Raw genomic sequence first — 15,974 nt, 5'->3', positions numbered from 1 at the left:
ATACTGCGCAGCTGCAGGCCGATTGCCCGTGCTCATCCTGAACTGGATAGCCTCCGAATTTTTGGGGCGAGGCGATGTGAGTGGCGAGTCTGCGCAGCACTCGGTGGTAACCGCAGCGGTGGAAGTGTCCGCGGTGGAACAGGCGCGTAAGCGCCGAGAGAACCGCGTCAGACACATGCAGACACTTGCAGTCATCGCTGTGGGTGGAGCGCTGGGTGCTTGCGCGCGTTACGAGGCAGCATTGCTCTGGCCGACCGGTAAGGCCGCATTCCCCTGGACGACGTTGGGCGTCAACGCGGTCGGTTGCTTCATTATCGGCGTGTTCCTGGTCACGATCGTAGAAGCCATCACAGCGCACCCCTTGCTCCGCCCGTTCTTCGGGACCGGAGTCCTGGGCGGCTTCACGACCTTCTCCACATACTGCGCCGACATCGAACGTCTCGTGCGGGCGGACAGGGCCGGCGTTGCCCTGGCCTACCTGGCAGCGACCGTGGTCATCGCACTGGCCGCGACGAAGATCGGCATGGTCGCCACCCGACGCATCCTGGTGATGAGAGGACTGTGATCATGAGACTCCACGGACGTGCACTGCGCCTGACGATCATCGTCGATGACACGGACACCTGGCATCACAAGCCCCTGTTCACGGAGATCGTGCACCGCGCCCATGCCTTCGGCCTGGCCGGAGCGACGGTTCTGCGTGGCGTCGAGGGGTTCGGGGCGACGTCGGTGGTGCACACCACGCGACTGCTGTCCATGGCCGACGACCTGCCCACGTCGATCATGATCATCGACGAGGAAGACCGCATCCGAGCGTTCATGACCCAGCTCGAAGAACTGCCCATCAGTGGCCTGGTCACCGTGCAGGAGGTCGAGGTGGTCCATTACAAAGGCCGGGAGGCCGCGGCCACATGAGGTTTCTGCTCGTCATTCTCGGGGGAGCCGTCGGCGCCCCCTTGAGGTACCTGATCGACCGGACCGTGCAGGCGCGCCACGACACCACATTTCCCTGGGGGACGTTCGCGGCCAATGTCACCGGATCGATGATCCTGGGCGCGCTGACCGGAGCGGTGCTCGCCGGAGCTGCCGCGCAGAGCGTCCAGCTCCTCGTGGGCACAGGCCTGTGCGGCGCCCTGACCACGTACTCGACGTTCTCCTACGAAACGCTCAGCCTGGTTGAAGCCGGAGCGCGCTTCTTCGCTGTGGTCAACGTACTGGCCTCGGTCGTTGCCGGGCTGGGAGCGGTGTTCATCGGTCTGGCCTTCGCGCAGGCAGCCTTCGGCTAGGCCGCCGCCGGCCGCCGAACCAGTTACACCAGTTCCTTTAGGCATGCGTGGGGGCAGGTCTCCGGTCGGCGCCTTGCATGATTTCCACCCTCTCGACGATCACGAGCCCTTCGTCCACCAGCTCGCGCAGCGTCGGGATGAAGCGGCGTACCTGTTCCTCGTCGTCGACGATGACGATCGCCAGCGGCAGGTCCTGCCTGAGCGACAACAACCGGAAGCCGTGCATCACCGATGAGGCTCCGAAGCCCTCGATCCCGCGGAAGACAGTGGCCCCGGCCAGCCCCGCCTCATGGGCGCGATGGACGATCTCGGCGGACAGCGGCCTGCGATGCCAGGTGTCACACTCTTCTATGAAAATCGTCAGCTGCAGGGCCGTTTTCGTGGACATCATGACGTCCTCCCGGCCATCACACACACGCCTTGCGCTACAGATGCGGCCGACCCAACCGCGACCAGGGTGCCCCGGGCCTGAACCGACCCACGACAGAGCCAACCCGAAGACTGGCCGCTGCGCTCGCCCGCATCACGAGGCGACATGAGCTGGAGAGGGGGGCCTTTCATTCCGTAACCCTCCTACTCGCGCGGGCCGACAGACAGGCCGAGATCACTACGAGTAGGGACTGTTGGTGGCGTCGGACGCCACGGTTCGGGTACGGCGAGCCCCACCGCCGCGTAACCATCGCAAGATACAGCTCCGGCTACATGACAAAATTACCGCAAATCGTCATAGCTCGGAATGAATAATTCTGTGACAGGAACATGACGGGACAGCTTCAAGGGGCGCGCCTGGGCCGGTGGTCGGCCGGGGAGTGGCTAGGGGTCGACGAGAACTGTGAACAGTTGTTCCAGCGTTCGGGTCAGCACGGTTTCGTCGGTGCTGTTGAGGGCGGTGTCGCAGATGACCTTGCGCATCAGCCAGAAACCCGCGATGACGGCGAGCATCATCGCTGCTCGGTCGGTGTCGCGCAGTTGTGGGGCGACTCCCAGGAGATGGGCCTTCACGTGGTTCTCGATGCCGGCGCGCAGTATCTCCGCGGCCCGGGGGTTGGGCGCCGAGCGCAACATCAGCAGGAAGGGTGAGAGGTGGTCGGCGCCGGGGGCGGTGCGGTGGACGAGCGCGACCGCCACATCGCGCGCAAGAGTGGCCGGATCGCTGGTGAGGACGGTGCGGTCGGCCATGGAAGCTTCGACCACAGCGGCGAAGAGTCCCTCCTTGGAGCCGAAATAGCGGTTGACGAGCATGGCCGTCACGCCGGCGGCTTGGGCGATGTCGCGGACCCCGACGCCGTCGTAGCCGTGTCGGGTGAAGGCTTCGACGCCGGCGTGCAGGATGGCCTGCTTGGTGGCGGCGGCGTCACGGCGTCGCTGTTGCGTCATGTCTACGAGTGTAGACTAGAGCTTTGTCTACGGCCGTATACATGCCTTCGGGGCGGATGGAGCGACATCGCGATGGACCTGAGACTGACGGGCCGCCGGGCCCTGGTGACCGGATCGAGTTCCGGGTTGGGGGCGGCGATTGCCCGACTGCTGGCGGCCGAGGGTGCCGATGTCGTGGTCCACGGACGCGACGAGGCGCGCACACGCCAGGTGGCTGACGCCATCGGTGCGGTCGCCGTGGCGATCGGCGACCTCGCCACGGACGAGGGCGCCGACGCGGTGGCCGCCGCCGCCGGCGACGTCGACATCCTGGTCAACAACGCCGGCGCCTACGATCATCTTGGCTGGGAGGACGCCACACCGGAGGTGTGGTTGCACACCTACGAGGTCAACGTCGTCTCGGGCGTGCGCATGATCCACCGCTTGGTGCCACGGATGCGCGAGCGGGGCTGGGGTCGGGTGATCCAGATCGGAGGCGGCCTGGCCTCGCAGCCGTTGGCGATGCAGCCGCACTACAACGCCACTCTTGCCGCGCGGCACAATCTGGCCGTCTCCCTGGCGCGGGAGTTGAAGGACACCGGGGTGACCTCCAACGTGGTCGCTCCTGGAGCCGTTCTCGTCGATTCGGTGCAGAGGCTGCTGACCAGGATGGCGCCCGAGCGCGGCTGGGGAGAGTCCTGGGAGGAGATCGAACACCGTGCCGCCCGCGACTTCGTGCCCAACGACGTCGGCCGCTTCGGCCGCCCGGAGGAGATCGCGGGCGCCGTGGCCTACCTGGCCAGCCCGTACGCGGACTATGTCAGCGGTGCCACACTCCGCGTCGACGGCGGGACGATCCGCTCGGTGAACTGACCGATCGCCGGGTGGCCAGGCCGCGGCGATGTCGCGCAGACGTGCCTCGGGGTGACGTGCGGGGTCACAGAGGCCGGCGCCTCTGGCGGAGGCACAGCGACTCTCCCCGCCCGGGTCCGACACCCCCGAGAGCACCGGACCGGACGCCACCCGCCTCACCATCGGTGGCAGCGCCTTGGACGAACTCGCCACGCCACCCGCCTTCTCGCACCGGCCGTACCTCCCGCGGCTCTTGATCAGCACCTGGAGCAGCCACTCAACCCCTCTGGGCAGCAGGTGGCCGCCATCATCACCGCCGCGGTGAGGCGGCCCCTGCCGACAGCTTAACCAGCCATCTCCTCGGCAGCCTCGCGGTGCCCCTGGACATGGCCGGGACCGGCGTCTGGCGCCCGGACGGCGTGACCACCGCCGACGAGTCCGGCATCTTTCGGGCCGTCGTCCCGGCCGAGCCGGGTTGGGCGATCGGGCTGACCGCGTACCCGCTGGAAGCGGCAATCCGGCTCCACACCGTTCGAAGGCCGGCCGACCGGCGCCGTCCCAGACGATGAGTTCGCTCCCCAACCGCGGTCGCGTCCGGCAGCCGCTCGGCCCCGCCACGATCTCCGGAAACGACACCACCATCTCGGTGGCGCGCCGGCTGTGCGGCAGCCGCCCGTTCGTCTGCATGCACAGCGGGCTGGGCGCGGTAGCCGTCCTTCGCCAGAGTGTGTGCTGTCGCATGAGACATGAGCGCTGTGCTGTCACTGTGAGGGACGTGCTGGAACCACATCGGCGTGGGCCGCGTGATGACTCGTGCAAGTTCGACGTGCCCGAGTGATGCGTCGCGCGGAGTCTGCTGAGCCGGTACGAGGGGGCTTGGGTGCGAGTGAAACAGCGCCAGGATCGGACTCTCCCGTTTCTGGGAGTGTGCGTCGTGCTGGCGGCCTTGCTGGAGCGCTTCCTGTCGTTGGCCGGCGGGCCGAAGACGTATGTCTTGTGCGATGACGTTGTCGGGCTCTCTGAGAGGCTCGACCGCGAGGCGGGTGTGAACCGGTGGCTTCTCCTGGCGGGGCTGGTGCTGTCCGTGGCGGCAGTGGCCCTCTCGCGGGTGCGCAGCTGGCGGATCTTGCCGGTCCTCGCCCTGTCTGCGGTTGTGGTCCTGGTGATGTTGGCGGACGGGTACGCGGCGCGCGCGGATGCCGTCGCCGCGCAGATTTCGGCATCTCAGACCTGCGACGAGCCTGCGATGGTTTACGACACCTCCCATGGATGGTTCGACTGGAGTCCCCTCGGCCCCTGAATGGGGGTGCCTGGGTCATAGGTACCCGATGCGGTGTCGGCGGACAGGATGGTGTGTCCGTCGCGGAGTTGGTCGGTGACGGTGACGGTGAGGCCTTGGCCTGGTCCGAGCCGGTGTTGCGGACGGTGACGCTATAGGTCACGGCCTGGCCGAACCTGGACCGTGGTCGCGTCAGGGGTCTTGGCCACCGTCAGGTCGGCGGTCGGCCCGCGTCAGTACTTCCCGAGGGGCGAGGACCTGTCGCAGTAGGCCAGGCAGGACCTGGACTGGACGCTGTGGCGGCTGGGCTGAACGCCAAGGCGCGGAAGAAGCTCGACTGGGACAGCCCAGCCGAGCGCTTCCGGGCTGTTGAGGAACGACCCCAACACCCCCCGCCATGCGTCGATTTATTGAATCCGCCGGTGTTCGGCGGGGCGGTTGTCGGCAAGGTGTCGCCTTCGTCGGCGAGGTGCCGGTGGTGCTAATCCACTCCGGGCGGCACGCGCGTGGCTTGGTGGTAGTACATTCGCCAGCCTGCGGCGTGGTCGCTCTTGCGCCAGATCGAACTGTGCCTGGTCCTGCGTTCGCCGAGCTGGGTTTCGAAGGTCAGGTGCACCAGGCCCGGCGCGAGCAGCACTCCCGAGATCTCCGAGGGCTCATAGCGGGGACCGTCCGCCGAACTGCCTGGATGGTCAGGCAGTTCGGCGAGCATGGCCTCATATGTCCATCGCCGCCCCGATCCGCCGACCTCCACGAACTCCGGGTCGAGAAGCTGCGCGGCGCGCTCCCGGGAGGCGCGCACACGCGGATCCATGAGCTGCATTTCGCCCGCGATCGCCTGGTTCACAGCGTCCTCTGCACCGTCCATGGACGTATCCTCACCAGACTCACGGGTCCGGCCGCAACCGATTTCGTCGGCTGCCACGTGGGGCCATCCCGAATCAATGATCAAGCGTGGCCTTCGTCACGGCTCATTCCCACAGGCTCGACACCTTGGAGGTCATGCCCGGCATCGTGTAGCGCAGGCGTTCCGTGGTTCCAGCGCGGCCGGGACGGCGGCTGCCGTCGTGCGTCTGAGGGTGGGCTGGCCGACCAGCAGGCAGGTCAGTGGGGAGCCCTGGTCCATGCCCTGATTGGTGAGCATGCGGACGGTCGCGAGTAGTTCGTAGGACAAGCCCGGCGTTGCAGCGCCGACCGGCAAGGCACGCCCGTGCTTGCGGTAGTCAATGAGATGACAGCCCAGTGGCGGCTCCCTGCTGGATGAGATCGTGCGTGAGGGCGCGAGGCGGATACCGGCCGCCGCGCTGGAGGCCGGAGTCAACGCCCATAGAGGAGTTGGCCGGCGAACGGGACGAAGCCGGGCGTCGGCTTGTGGTGCGCAAGAGCCCCAAGATCAGCGAGGTGCTGCTGCACCTGCACGGACTGGCGTCCGGCGACTTCGTGCCCGCGCTGGAACAGTTCCTCGGCTCGGCCGCCGGTCTGTCGCCGGCCACGATCGCCCGGCTGACGGCGCAGTGAGTGTTGGGGGTCAGCCAAGCGCGCCGACAGCCGAGTTGCCGGACGGGCCATGGTCTTCGCGAACTGGTCGAGTCCGCCCAGGCTCGCTGGCGCGCCGTGAACGCACCCCGCCTCGTCGCCTCGTCCGCGCCGGCGCCGGCCCATCCATCGGTCGCATGGCGCCAAGCTTTGGACGAGTGGAGTGGCTTGACTGCGAGGACGGCTGTAACAGAAGCTGTTGCAGCGAGCGAGGAGGGGTGATGGCGGCGAACAGTCGATTGACCATCGCGACGCATGCGCTGGCCTGGCTGGCGTTGGCGCAGCGCCGTGGCCGTGAGGTTCTCACTTCGGAGCAGGTCGCGGCCAGCGTCAACACCAACCCCGTGATCATCCGGCGCAGCCTCGGTGACCTACGACGAGCCGGGCTGGTGGAGGTCCGCCACGGCGCCGGTGCGGGCTGGAGCCTGGCCCGTGAGCCCGAGGGGATCACCCTGCTTGAGGTGTATGACGCCGTCGATGCGCAGCCACCGTTCGGCCTGCACCGCACCGAGCCCAATCTGGAGTGTCCGGTCGGCCGAGGCATCAGGCCCGCCCTGAGCGGCGTCTACGGCCGGGTCGAGCAGGTCATGCGCCACGAACTGGCGGAAACGTCGATCGCCGATGTGCTTCGCGAGACGCTGATGAACTAGCCGACAGCCCGGTAGTCAGGCATCCACCCTACCGCTTGCTGTAACAAAGGTTGTTTCAACAATTGAACGAGGAGTGTGGGACTGGTGAAAGCCCTACGGTGTCCAGTCGTCGAACTGTGCCAGTACACGCTGCACCCAGGACAGCGAGACGTACTGATCGATCTGTTCGACCGGGAGTTCGTCGAGTCCCAAGAGGCAGTGGGCGCCACCGTCCTGGGGCAATTTCGTGACCTGGACGACCCTGACCGGTTCGTCTGGCTCCGCGGCTTCGAAGACATGCCGCGCCGGGCCAAGGCCCTGGAGAGCTTCTACGGCGGGCCGGTCTGGCAGGCACACCGCGACGCGGCGAACGCGACGATGATCGACTCCGACGACGTACTGCTGCTGCGGCCGGCCTCGGCGCGCGGTGGGTTCCCGGCGCCGGTCGGCGCCCGGCCGGCCCCCGGCGAGCCGGCCTCATCGCCACCTTCGCTCGTCCTCGCCACGATCTGGTACGGGCGCCGCCAGTTCGACACATCGTTGGTCGAGTTCTTCGAGCAGCGCGTGCGACCCGTACTGGCCGAGACCGGCGGCGAGCCAGTGGCGTACCTGCAGTCGGAACACGCCCCGAACACCTTCCCGGCGCTGCCGGTACGGAGCGACGAGGAGGTCTTCGTATGGTTCGCACGTTTCACCGACGAAGACCACATCGACCACCACCTGAATCGCTTGCGGTTTTCACCGCGCTGGCGCGAGGAGGTGCTGCCGACGCTTTCGGAATGGTGGGCCAGGACCCCACAGCGGCTACGGCTGGCACCCAGCGAGCGGTCAATACTGCGGTGAGCGTCAAGGAAGCGACGACCTCCTCCAGGAGATCTTCGGGGGCGGCTGGGAAATGATCGGTGGCAGCCTCGACGGCGCGCTCACGCTTTCGTGGCCTGACGATGAACTCTCGTTCTGGTGGCCTGACGAGGAATGGGACTGCACCGAGGCGCCGCAGGGGCGAACGCCGCACGAGGCGAGCCGCTGGGCGAAGTTCGGCGCGCTGCTTTCGCGTCTCCCTCTGACGGACCTCGGGCAGTTGTGGCCGTCGGCTGCGTGGCCGGGGAAGTGGTGAGGGGAGGCGATCCGCTCACGCGTCGCCTACCTCACTGCGACGTAATCCCCGGTCGACGACTTGGCCCCGGAGGTGGAGTTCCCGTAGTACGTCCACCGCCACGTCCCCGACCCGGTGGCCTTCACCGTGGTCCTGAGCGCCCCCGTACTACTCGACGTCGCCTTCTTGACCGTCGTGTACGAGGAGGCACCCGCCGCCTTGAACTGCAGGCTCACCGTGCGGCCCGCGTACCCCTGGTACGTGTGGGTGTCCCAGTTCGCCCGTGTGACCCGCCCTGTCACGGTGATCGTCTTTCCTGCCGTGACCGGCTCGGGCGAGGCGTTGACGGTCACGCGTGTGGCCCGCTTGACCTGCAACGGGAGGTTCAGGTCGTCAGTGTCGTGGGCGTCACCGGCGAGAAAGACCCGCGCGGCAGTCTTCCAGGTGCCGGCGTCCTCGTTCCCGAAGTCGAGGTGCCGCGGGTCGATGTACAGCCATTCCTTGAAGTCGCAGATTCCCTTCGCCCTGTCCACGACCTTGCAGTCGGTGGTGATGACGGAGCTGTGCAGCGTGTCTCCCGTGTCGGGCTTTCCTCTATAGGGGAACACCGTCGGCCCGTAGTCGTATTTGAGTGTGGTCGTCATCCGGAAGACCGCGGGCACCTCGACCTCGTCCTTGACCCCGATCACGATCGGCTTCCCGCCGTTCACCGTGACCCGGGAGAAGGAGACCCCGCCCTCCGCCGCCCCGGCCGGCACCGCCGCCAGTCCTGTGAACACGACCGCCGCTCCGCCGGCCACCATCGCGTTCCACATCGTCTTCCTCACCTACACGCCCGTCCTTTCCTCTGCGGCCTGGGCCGAGCGCGCGGGCGCAACGGCCAGAGGATCATCCTCAGTGGCTGACTGTGGGACAGGGGAGGCCTGTACACGGTTGTGCACCGTGCTGCAACGATTTGATCACCACGGGATCAACTTGGTCGGGTTCTCGGGAGCGGCCCCGACGGCCTGGTCACCGCGCCGGATCCCTGTCCTGCCTCCGGGGCAACTGTGAACGGCTCGGCCAACCCGCCTCAGGAACGTAAGGCGGCCAACTGAATCGCCACTGATACACAGTGGTCAAGTGAGCCAGCCCCGTGAATGACGCCGGGAAGTCGGTCTCGACCGCGCGGGTGGACCCTCTCGCACCTCGGGCCCTGCGGCCCGGTTATGCCTCCGTCACGGCCTCGTCAGTCCGGACGCGGTTGCGTGCGGCGATGCACACGACGGCGATGCATCCGGCGCGGCAGGTGCAGGGGAATGGTCTGTAAGGGTTCGGGACGATGCTCCCGTTCGAGCGCCCGCCGTCACGCGGGATACCGGAGGCGGTGCGGCTCCCGGGCCCCCGGCGCGGCGGCGTCGGCGGGCCCGGTCCTCAGCCTCAGTGACGAGCGGGCCAGTTCTCCCAGGCCCCGTCATTCCCACGTCACCGGCGGACCCGCCAGTCCACCCTTCCGCGCTCCATCGGCGCGTGTTCCTGATCGGGCGCCGCCCGGTACCCGACGGCGTCGACGCGTCGCGGCAGCAGGACGCCGGGGCACCGGGCCCGGGGGGCACACCCGAAGGTCCGGGCATCTCTTGCCCCAGCAGAGGTTATGCGTATAACTTGCCCGGCGGAGAGTAGTTTCCGCGTCGCGGGCAGAGAGAGGAGGTCACCGATGAGCACGAGTCAGTGCTGCCGCCACCTGTGGATCTTCGGTGACCACTCCTTCCGCAGCGATTTCTACGGCTGACGAGCAATTCCGCGTCGGGGGACAGGTGTGCCCTCGACCCGGTTCCACGGCACCCGAGGTGCCCTGTCTCCCTCACTCTCGGCCAAGGAATCTCGCCATGTCTCAGCTCACCTCTGCTCGCTGCCCGATCCCGCACGACGGCACCCAGTGGGCCGCCCGCCACATGCCGATGCTGGCAGCCACGATGCAGACGCACGCGTCCGCGTTCGCCGGTCGCCGTATCGGCATCTGCCTGCACATCGAACCCAAGACCGCCGTGCTCGTCGGCCTCCTCGCGCAGGCAGGCGCCGAAATCGTCCTCACCGGGTCGCCCGGTACCACGCAGGAGGACACCGCGGACGCGCTGCGCGGCTACGGCATCACCGTCGTCGGCCACCGCTCCGACGACCTCGCCCGGCACCGCGAGAACATCGCGAGGGTCCTGGACGCACAGCCCGACCTCATCCTCGACAACGGCGCCGATCTCATCGAGGGTGTCCTCGCCCGTGGCGGCCTGCCCGGCCTCGTCGGCGCCACGGAGGAGACGACCACCGGAGGCCTGCGCATCCGCTCGTGGGAGAGCCAGCCGGACTTCCCCGTGATCGTCATCAACGACAGTCGTCTCAAGCTGCTGGTCGAGAACGAGTTCGGTGTCGGCCAGAGCGTCGTGCAGGGCTTCATGAACGCCACCAACCTCATGATCCCGGGAGCCCGTGCCACCGTCGTCGGTTACGGCCCTTGCGGACGCGGGGTCGCGGACACACTCGCCCGTCTGGGCGCCCGCGTCACGGTCGCCGACACGGACCCCTACCGTGCGCTGGAGGCCGTGATGGCGGGCCACCGGGTCGGCGCGCTCGTCGACCTGCTGCCCCGCACGCAACTGCTCTTCCTGGCCACCGGCCATCCCGGCGTCATCGGTGCCGCCGAGCTCGGGGCGCTGCGGGACGGCACCGTCGTCGCCGGAGTCGGGCACATGCCCTGGGAACTGGACGCGGACGCGCTCGCCGAGCACACCGTCTCCGTGCACCGCTCCGGGCCCAGCGGACAGGAGCGCGCCGTGCACCGACTGCGTGACGGCCGCGAGATCGTGATCCTCGCGGACACGAAGATGATCAATCTGACGGCGGCCAAGGGCAATCCGATCGAGGCCATGGACCTCGGTCTGACCCTGCAGGCCCGAAGCCTCGCCGCGATCGCCACCGGTCACAGCCCCGCACTCGCGTCCGGTGTGCAGGCGGTGCCGGCGTCCATTGACCGGCAGGTCGCCGCACACCTGGTCGACACGCTGAGCCGTATCTGAGTTCCTCAGCCCCGCACGTGCGGCCTGATGTGCCCAGCAGCCCCCGGTCACATCAGGCCGTCTGCGGCGATCCCCTCCCGGGAGCGTCCTCGGCCGAAAGGCCGAGGCCCGTCAGACAGACCGTGCCTTATTTTCCAGCGAGCAACGGCCCATGCAACGCCCTCTTCGCCGGCAACGGCGCAGCCGACCCCCCCGGTACCGGCGACGGCAGGACGGGCCACCGCTGCTTCCTGCTGACCGCTCACCGGCCTGCAGGCAGCGTTGAAGCAGTGCTTCAGGCGGGCCGCCGAAGCTCTTGGAGCGTGCCGGCGCACCGTACGTCACCGTGTGGCCCGCTCCACCCGCGTTCGCATCAGTGCCGCGTACACCACCGCCGTCACCACCATCCCCGCAGGCAGCGCGAGGTCGGTTCCGCCCAGGGCTTCGGCGACCGGGCCGGTGTACAGGGTGTTCACGCACAGGGCTGATGCGCCGACGCCGGCGGCGAGGGCGAGGGCGCCGGCCGGGTTGACGCCCGCGCGGTACCAGAAGGGGCTGCCCGGGCGTTCGTCGGCGAGGGCCGCGGCGTCGTAGTGGTTGCGGCGCAGGGCGATGTCGGTGGCGTAGACCGTCATGGCGGGGCCGAGGAGGACGACCGTCAGTTGGAGGACGTCGGAGACGGTGTCCAGGAAGTCGGAGACGAGCAGCGCGTACAGGGTCAGGGCGACGGAGACCGTGCCGTCGGCCAGGACGCTGACCGTGCGGCGGACGCGCAGGCCGACGGCCTGCAGGGCCAGTCCGGCGCTGTAGGCGGTCAGCGCGTTGATGGCGATGGTGCCGAGTACGAGGGCGATCAGGAAGACGGGTTCGAACCAGTCTGGCTGGAGCTCGCCCAGGGCGGTCTGCGGGTCCGTCATGTCCACCGCCGTCGCGGCGAGGGCGCCCAGCGAGCAGACGGCGACGCTGGGCACGAACGCGCCGAGGGCGGTCCAGCCGGTGATCGCATGCGCGGAGGCCGTGCGGGGCAGGTAGCGCGAGAAGTCGGCGCTGGTGGTGTACGACAGCGGACCCGAGGCGATGAGTGTGACGCCCGCCAGGAGGCCGGCCCACAGGTCGGCTCCGGTCAGCGGCGCAGCGGGCGCCTGCCCGAGGTCCGCATGGTCCACGACGCAGACGGCGACGACGGCGAACACCGCGGTCAGGGCGAGGGTGATCGGCAGGTAGAGCCGGACGATCAGGGCGTGGCCGTAGACGCTGATGGCGAGCGTGAGCGCGGCGATGACCACCACGACAGCCGCCTTGACACCGGTGTTCAGGGGGAGGCCGGTCCTGTGCACCAGGGCGAAGGCGGCGGACGCGGCGGCGGCGAGGTTGAGAGCGAAGTAGCACACGGAGATCAGCCAGCCGGTGACCGCGTTGTTGACGCGGTTGCCGCGGATGCCGTAGACGGCCCGGGTGATGACCTCGCTGGGCGCTCCTGCCGCCGGGCCGGATATCGCGAGGTAACCGGTGAGCAGCCAGAACAGGTTGCCGACCACGATGACGGCGACGGCCTGCCAGAAGCTGAGCCCCATCAGCACGAGCGCGCCGCCGACCAGCAGGTTGAGGTAGTTGACGTTGGCGGCGGCCCAGACGGCGAACAGCTCGCGGGGCCGGCCGCGGCGCTCGGCGTCGGGGATGTGGTCGATGCCGTGGGCCTCGACGCGGACGGTGCCGCCGGCTGGGGTGGGCCGGCCGGGGTCGAGGTCGTCCTGGTGCGGCTCGGGGGTCGTGGACACCATGCGGTCCCTCCGGGGGAACTGGTCGGTGCGGGGGCGGCGGTCCGGGCCGGCCGCCGGGGGAGCGGCCCGGCCCAATTATTGGTCGGGCGCCCAATAGAGTTGCTTATTGGCCGCACACTCAATAGCATCCGCGGCATGTCGTCAAGCGTTCAGCGCAAACGCATCCGCAAGGACCCGGCTGCCCGACGTGCGGAGATCGTCGCCGCCGCGGCGGCTGTCGCCCTGGCAGAGGGGCTGGAGTGCGTCACCCTGCGGCGGGTCGCCGAGGAACTCGACGTGCGGCCCGGCCTGATCAGCCACTACTTCCCGTCCGCCGAGGACTTGGTCGCCGAGGCGTTCGCCAGTGCGGCGACCACCGAGATCGACGCACTGCTTCCGGTGGAGGGGAGCGAGGGCACCCCCACCGAGCGGCTGGCCCGGTTCCTCGCTCACACCACGGGTGAGGCCTACGACGCCATCAGCCGGCTGTGGATCAACGCGCGGCACCTCAGCCGCTACCGGGACGTGCTGCGCGAACGGGTCGCCCGGCAGGAGACCGTCTGGCGTGCCCGGCTGGAGGGGCTCGTCCGGGAGGGGGTCGAGGCAGGTGAGTTCCGCACCGGCGACACGCTGGTGACGACCCTTCAGATCCTGGTCGTCCTCGACGGGCTCGGCGTCGACGCCAACATCGGAGACGAGGACCTGCCCGAGGCCGTGGTCCGGATGGCGTTCACCACTGCGGAACGCGAACTCGGCCTGAAGGCGGACGTGTTGAGCCGAGTCGCCGAGCCGCCTGCCTCCGGCGGGCAGCCGGGCTGACCGGAGGTCCCACCGACCGACCGCCGCCCTCCCTGTTGCCGTCCCCGTCCACCCTCCGGACCTCCCCGCTCTCCGCCTACCGCCCCCACCCGCACTGCCCTGAAGGAGCCCCCGTGCCCGCCGATCTCGTCCTGCTCTCCTCCCGGCTGCTCGATCCGGGCACCGGTGCTCTGCTGGCACACACCGCGCTCGCCGCGGAGGGCGGGCGGATCACCCTGCTCGGCGACGACCGCGAGGCACGCGCGCTGGCCGGTCCCGCTACCACGGTGATCGACCTCAAGGGGGCGGTCGTCACCGCCGGCCTCACCGACGGGCATCTGCACCCGGTCTCCGGCGCCGAGCGCACCATGGGTGTGGACCTGTCGGGGTGCCGGGACCTGGCGGCCGTACGCGCCGCTCTCGCCGACGCCGTGGCGCGGCTGGCCCCCGACGCCTGGCTGCGCGGCTGGGGCCTGGATCCGAACGCCTTCGGGGGCGCTCCGGTCGCCGCCGCCTCCCTGGGACCGGTCCTGGACGGCGTACCAGCCCTGATCGACCTGTTCGACGGGCATTCGCTGCTGGCCAGCCCACGGGCGCTCGAGCTGGCCGGGATCGACGGGCCGCGCCGTTTCGAGCAGGCCGCGGAGATCGTGTGCGACGCCGACGACCGGCCCACCGGACTGCTGCTGGAGGACGCCGCCTGCGAACTGGCCGAGGCGGTCGCACCCCGGCCCACCGAGGACGAGCTGCGGGCCCGGACCGGCGAGGTGCTGCACGCCATGGCCGCGGCCGGGCTGACCGGTGGCCACGCGATGGACGCGAGCGGCACCACCCTGGCGACCCTCGCCGCGCTGGAGGACGAGGACGCGCTGCCGCTGCGGCTGCGGGTGGCGCCCTGGTGCCAGCCGGGCGCCGATGCGGAGGCTGTGGCGGACCTGGTCCGGCTCCAGGGGACGGGCGACAGGCTGTGGCGGGTGGCCGGGGTAAAGCTGTTCATGGACGGCACGATCGACAACGGCACCGCATGGCTGGAACGCCCAGACTGCCACGGCGAGTCCACCCACGCCTTCTGGCCGGACCCGGCACGCTTCACCGAGGTGATCGCCGAACTGCACGCGGCCGGCGTGCCCACCGCCACGCACGCCATCGGCGACGCGGCGGTACGGCATGTCCTGGACTCCGTGGAGAAGGCGCGGGCCGCGCACGGGCGGTCGGTGCGGCACCGCATCGAGCACATCGAGACGGTCCCGGACGACACCGTGCGGCGCTTCGCCGCGCTCGGTGTCGTCGCGTCCATGCAGCCCACGCACTGCTGCGAGTTCACCCGGGCCGACCACACCGACAACTGGTCCCGCCGCCTCGGCGAGGAGCGGGCCTCCCGCGCCTTCCGCTGCCGCGACCTGTGGGAGGCGGGGGCGCGGCTGGTGCTCGGCTCGGACTGGCCCATCGCACCGTACCCGCCGCTGGGCGTGATGGCGGGCGCCCGGCACCGCCGCCCGAGCGACCTCTCGCTGCCCCCGCACGGCCCCGGCCAGGCGCTCACACCGCTCCAGGCGCTCCAGGGCATGACGGTGAACCCCGCCTGGACCGCGGGCGGGGAACAGCACGCGGGCCGGGTGGCGATCGGCCACCGCGCCGACCTCACCGTCCTCGCCGACGATCCGCTGAAGGTCGCCGACGCGGACCTCGCGGCGCTGCCGGTGCTGCTCACGGTGGTCGGCGGCCGGGTCGTCCACCGCGCGGCCGAGCTGTAGTCGGGGCCCGCGCCGATGAGCAGTGGGCCCCTTGTCGCATCCGGCGCATGCGACAAGGCACCGGGCCAGCGCTGCCAGAGGCACCCGCTATCCGACGGGGCTGGCCGGCTTGAGTGACGGTTGCTCGGCCGAACTCGGCTGCGCACACCGGATGTCGCACTATCTACACCGACTCACCTCTCGCTCAGCGCCCCGTGCCGTTGGCCGGGAAGTGATGACCTGAGTGATGGCCGCATGCCTTGCCGCTCGCCGTGAGGGGGCGCAGCGTCCTTCACGCCGGGGTGGCCGGACGGCCCATGATGGCGGGGGAGACCGGATCGGTGATGTCTCGCTGCCTGGGGTTGTTGACGGCAGGTAGTCGTCGATGCACTCGCGGAGCCAAGGAGGCTCGCCGATACCGGCCGGGTCCAGGCCGGTTTGGTCGAAGACCCACAGCCTGGATGTGGTGCGGTGTCCGTTCCCTCCAAGCGCAGCAGGTCAGGCGACGAAGTGAGCCGACCACTCACTGGCGAGCCGAGCCGCTCCGGTACCACCGGTCCGCAAGCGGCCCTGGAGCCGCTCGAACGCCAGCCGCCCGGCCTCCCACACGACCAACTGCT

General features: G+C 69.4%; 15 protein-coding genes and 1 pseudogene. 11 read left to right on the top strand and 5 right to left on the bottom strand.

Features of this window, described 5'->3' with window-relative positions:
• Positions 1-28 precede the first annotated feature (28 nt).
• From crcB (OO52_RS25840) to crcB (OO52_RS25830), 3 genes are read left to right on the top strand one after another with little or no spacing between them, the layout of a single operon-like run.
• Positions 29-565 (top strand): fluoride efflux transporter CrcB, encoded by a 537-nt coding sequence (gene crcB / locus OO52_RS25840; protein WP_420711424.1) that lies wholly within the window; start codon positions 29-31, stop codon positions 563-565.
• On the top strand, positions 565-915 hold the full coding sequence (locus OO52_RS25835) for a DUF190 domain-containing protein (protein ID WP_199819967.1): 351 nt from the start codon (positions 565-567) through the stop codon (positions 913-915). Before crcB (OO52_RS25840) ends, OO52_RS25835 begins: the two co-directional genes overlap by 1 nt.
• The gene (gene crcB, locus OO52_RS25830; protein WP_030647263.1) at positions 912-1,286 is read left to right on the top strand and encodes a fluoride efflux transporter CrcB; all 375 of its coding nucleotides are present in this window, start codon (positions 912-914) and stop codon (positions 1,284-1,286) included. Before OO52_RS25835 ends, crcB (OO52_RS25830) begins: the two co-directional genes overlap by 4 nt.
• Before the next feature lie 37 nt (positions 1,287-1,323).
• Here crcB (OO52_RS25830) and OO52_RS25825 read toward each other — a convergent pair whose 3' ends face one another.
• Positions 1,324-1,677, bottom strand: coding sequence for a DUF190 domain-containing protein (locus OO52_RS25825; RefSeq protein ID WP_030647266.1), 354 nt, complete (start codon positions 1,675-1,677; stop codon positions 1,324-1,326).
• A 422-nt stretch (positions 1,678-2,099) separates the two neighbouring features.
• Positions 2,100-2,663: a TetR/AcrR family transcriptional regulator gene (locus tag OO52_RS25820; RefSeq protein ID WP_030647269.1), complete on the bottom strand. Its 564-nt coding sequence runs from the start codon at positions 2,661-2,663 to the stop codon at positions 2,100-2,102.
• A 72-nt stretch (positions 2,664-2,735) separates the two neighbouring features.
• On the opposite strand from OO52_RS25820, the gene OO52_RS25815 reads away from it, so the two are divergent.
• Both OO52_RS25815 and OO52_RS53005 read left to right on the top strand, forming a co-directional pair.
• Positions 2,736-3,515, top strand: coding sequence for an SDR family NAD(P)-dependent oxidoreductase (locus OO52_RS25815; RefSeq protein ID WP_030647272.1), 780 nt, complete (start codon positions 2,736-2,738; stop codon positions 3,513-3,515).
• Between the two features lie 913 nt (positions 3,516-4,428).
• Positions 4,429-4,794, top strand: coding sequence for a hypothetical protein (locus OO52_RS53005; protein WP_234329022.1), 366 nt, complete (start codon positions 4,429-4,431; stop codon positions 4,792-4,794).
• A 460-nt stretch (positions 4,795-5,254) separates the two neighbouring features.
• On the opposite strand, the gene OO52_RS25800 is transcribed toward OO52_RS53005, so the two are convergent.
• Positions 5,255-5,641: a DUF4440 domain-containing protein gene (locus OO52_RS25800; protein WP_030647280.1), complete on the bottom strand. Its 387-nt coding sequence runs from the start codon at positions 5,639-5,641 to the stop codon at positions 5,255-5,257.
• Positions 5,642-6,026: 385 nt separating this feature from the next.
• On the opposite strand from OO52_RS25800, the pseudogene OO52_RS47845 reads away from it, so the two are divergent.
• From OO52_RS47845 to OO52_RS25785, 3 genes and pseudogenes are all read left to right on the top strand, one after another.
• Positions 6,027-6,288: pseudogene (locus OO52_RS47845) on the top strand (IS256 family transposase); the annotation flags it as partial.
• Positions 6,289-6,530: 242 nt separating this feature from the next.
• A complete protein-coding gene (locus OO52_RS25790) occupies positions 6,531-6,959 on the top strand; it encodes an Rrf2 family transcriptional regulator (RefSeq protein WP_030647284.1) in 429 nt (142 codons plus the stop codon).
• A 153-nt stretch (positions 6,960-7,112) separates the two neighbouring features.
• The gene (locus OO52_RS25785) at positions 7,113-7,781 is read left to right on the top strand and encodes an NIPSNAP family protein (RefSeq protein ID WP_234339769.1); all 669 of its coding nucleotides are present in this window, start codon (positions 7,113-7,115) and stop codon (positions 7,779-7,781) included.
• Between the two features lie 300 nt (positions 7,782-8,081).
• On the opposite strand, the gene OO52_RS25775 is transcribed toward OO52_RS25785, so the two are convergent.
• The gene (locus OO52_RS25775) at positions 8,082-8,849 is read right to left on the bottom strand and encodes a hypothetical protein (RefSeq protein ID WP_030647293.1); all 768 of its coding nucleotides are present in this window, start codon (positions 8,847-8,849) and stop codon (positions 8,082-8,084) included.
• Between the two features lie 1,053 nt (positions 8,850-9,902).
• On the opposite strand from OO52_RS25775, the gene OO52_RS25770 reads away from it, so the two are divergent.
• The gene (locus tag OO52_RS25770) at positions 9,903-11,084 is read left to right on the top strand and encodes an adenosylhomocysteinase (RefSeq protein ID WP_030647297.1); all 1,182 of its coding nucleotides are present in this window, start codon (positions 9,903-9,905) and stop codon (positions 11,082-11,084) included.
• A gap of 320 nt (positions 11,085-11,404) precedes the next feature.
• Here the strand turns inward: OO52_RS25770 and OO52_RS25765 are convergent, their stop codons facing one another.
• Positions 11,405-12,844 (bottom strand): purine-cytosine permease family protein, encoded by a 1,440-nt coding sequence (locus OO52_RS25765; protein WP_030647300.1) that lies wholly within the window; start codon positions 12,842-12,844, stop codon positions 11,405-11,407.
• A 135-nt stretch (positions 12,845-12,979) separates the two neighbouring features.
• Between OO52_RS25765 and OO52_RS25760 the strand changes: the two genes are divergently transcribed.
• Both OO52_RS25760 and OO52_RS25755 read left to right on the top strand, forming a co-directional pair.
• Positions 12,980-13,642 carry a TetR/AcrR family transcriptional regulator gene (locus OO52_RS25760; RefSeq protein WP_051818615.1) on the top strand — a complete coding sequence of 221 codons (663 nt, stop codon included), beginning with the start codon at positions 12,980-12,982 and terminating at the stop codon, positions 13,640-13,642.
• A 113-nt stretch (positions 13,643-13,755) separates the two neighbouring features.
• Positions 13,756-15,375 (top strand): amidohydrolase, encoded by a 1,620-nt coding sequence (locus OO52_RS25755; protein ID WP_030647305.1) that lies wholly within the window; start codon positions 13,756-13,758, stop codon positions 15,373-15,375.
• Positions 15,376-15,974 lie beyond the last annotated feature (599 nt).

It is taken from the genome of Streptomyces flaveolus (assembly GCF_000716535.1).
GTDB classification, from domain to species: Bacteria; Actinomycetota; Actinomycetes; order Streptomycetales; family Streptomycetaceae; genus Streptomyces; species Streptomyces flaveolus_A.
This window is presented reverse-complemented; position numbering and strand designations above follow the sequence as displayed.

What these genes read in the sequence shown, in the direction of transcription:
- crcB (WP_030647263.1), top strand. Translation starts at nt 912, where the DNA reads ATGAGGTTTCTGCTCGTCATTCTCGGGGGAGCCGTCGGCGCCCCCTTG.
- OO52_RS25825 (WP_030647266.1), bottom strand. Translation starts at nt 1,677, where the DNA reads ATGATGTCCACGAAAACGGCCCTGCAGCTGACGATTTTCATAGAAGAG.
- OO52_RS25820 (WP_030647269.1), bottom strand. Translation starts at nt 2,663, where the DNA reads ATGACGCAACAGCGACGCCGTGACGCCGCCGCCACCAAGCAGGCCATC.
- OO52_RS25815 (WP_030647272.1), top strand. Translation starts at nt 2,736, where the DNA reads ATGGACCTGAGACTGACGGGCCGCCGGGCCCTGGTGACCGGATCGAGT.
- OO52_RS25800 (WP_030647280.1), bottom strand. Translation starts at nt 5,641, where the DNA reads ATGGACGGTGCAGAGGACGCTGTGAACCAGGCGATCGCGGGCGAAATG.
- OO52_RS25790 (WP_030647284.1), top strand. Translation starts at nt 6,531, where the DNA reads ATGGCGGCGAACAGTCGATTGACCATCGCGACGCATGCGCTGGCCTGG.
- OO52_RS25775 (WP_030647293.1), bottom strand. Translation starts at nt 8,849, where the DNA reads ATGTGGAACGCGATGGTGGCCGGCGGAGCGGCGGTCGTGTTCACAGGA.
- OO52_RS25770 (WP_030647297.1), top strand. Translation starts at nt 9,903, where the DNA reads ATGTCTCAGCTCACCTCTGCTCGCTGCCCGATCCCGCACGACGGCACC.
- OO52_RS25765 (WP_030647300.1), bottom strand. Translation starts at nt 12,844, where the DNA reads ATGGTGTCCACGACCCCCGAGCCGCACCAGGACGACCTCGACCCCGGC.
- OO52_RS25760 (WP_051818615.1), top strand. Translation starts at nt 12,980, where the DNA reads ATGTCGTCAAGCGTTCAGCGCAAACGCATCCGCAAGGACCCGGCTGCC.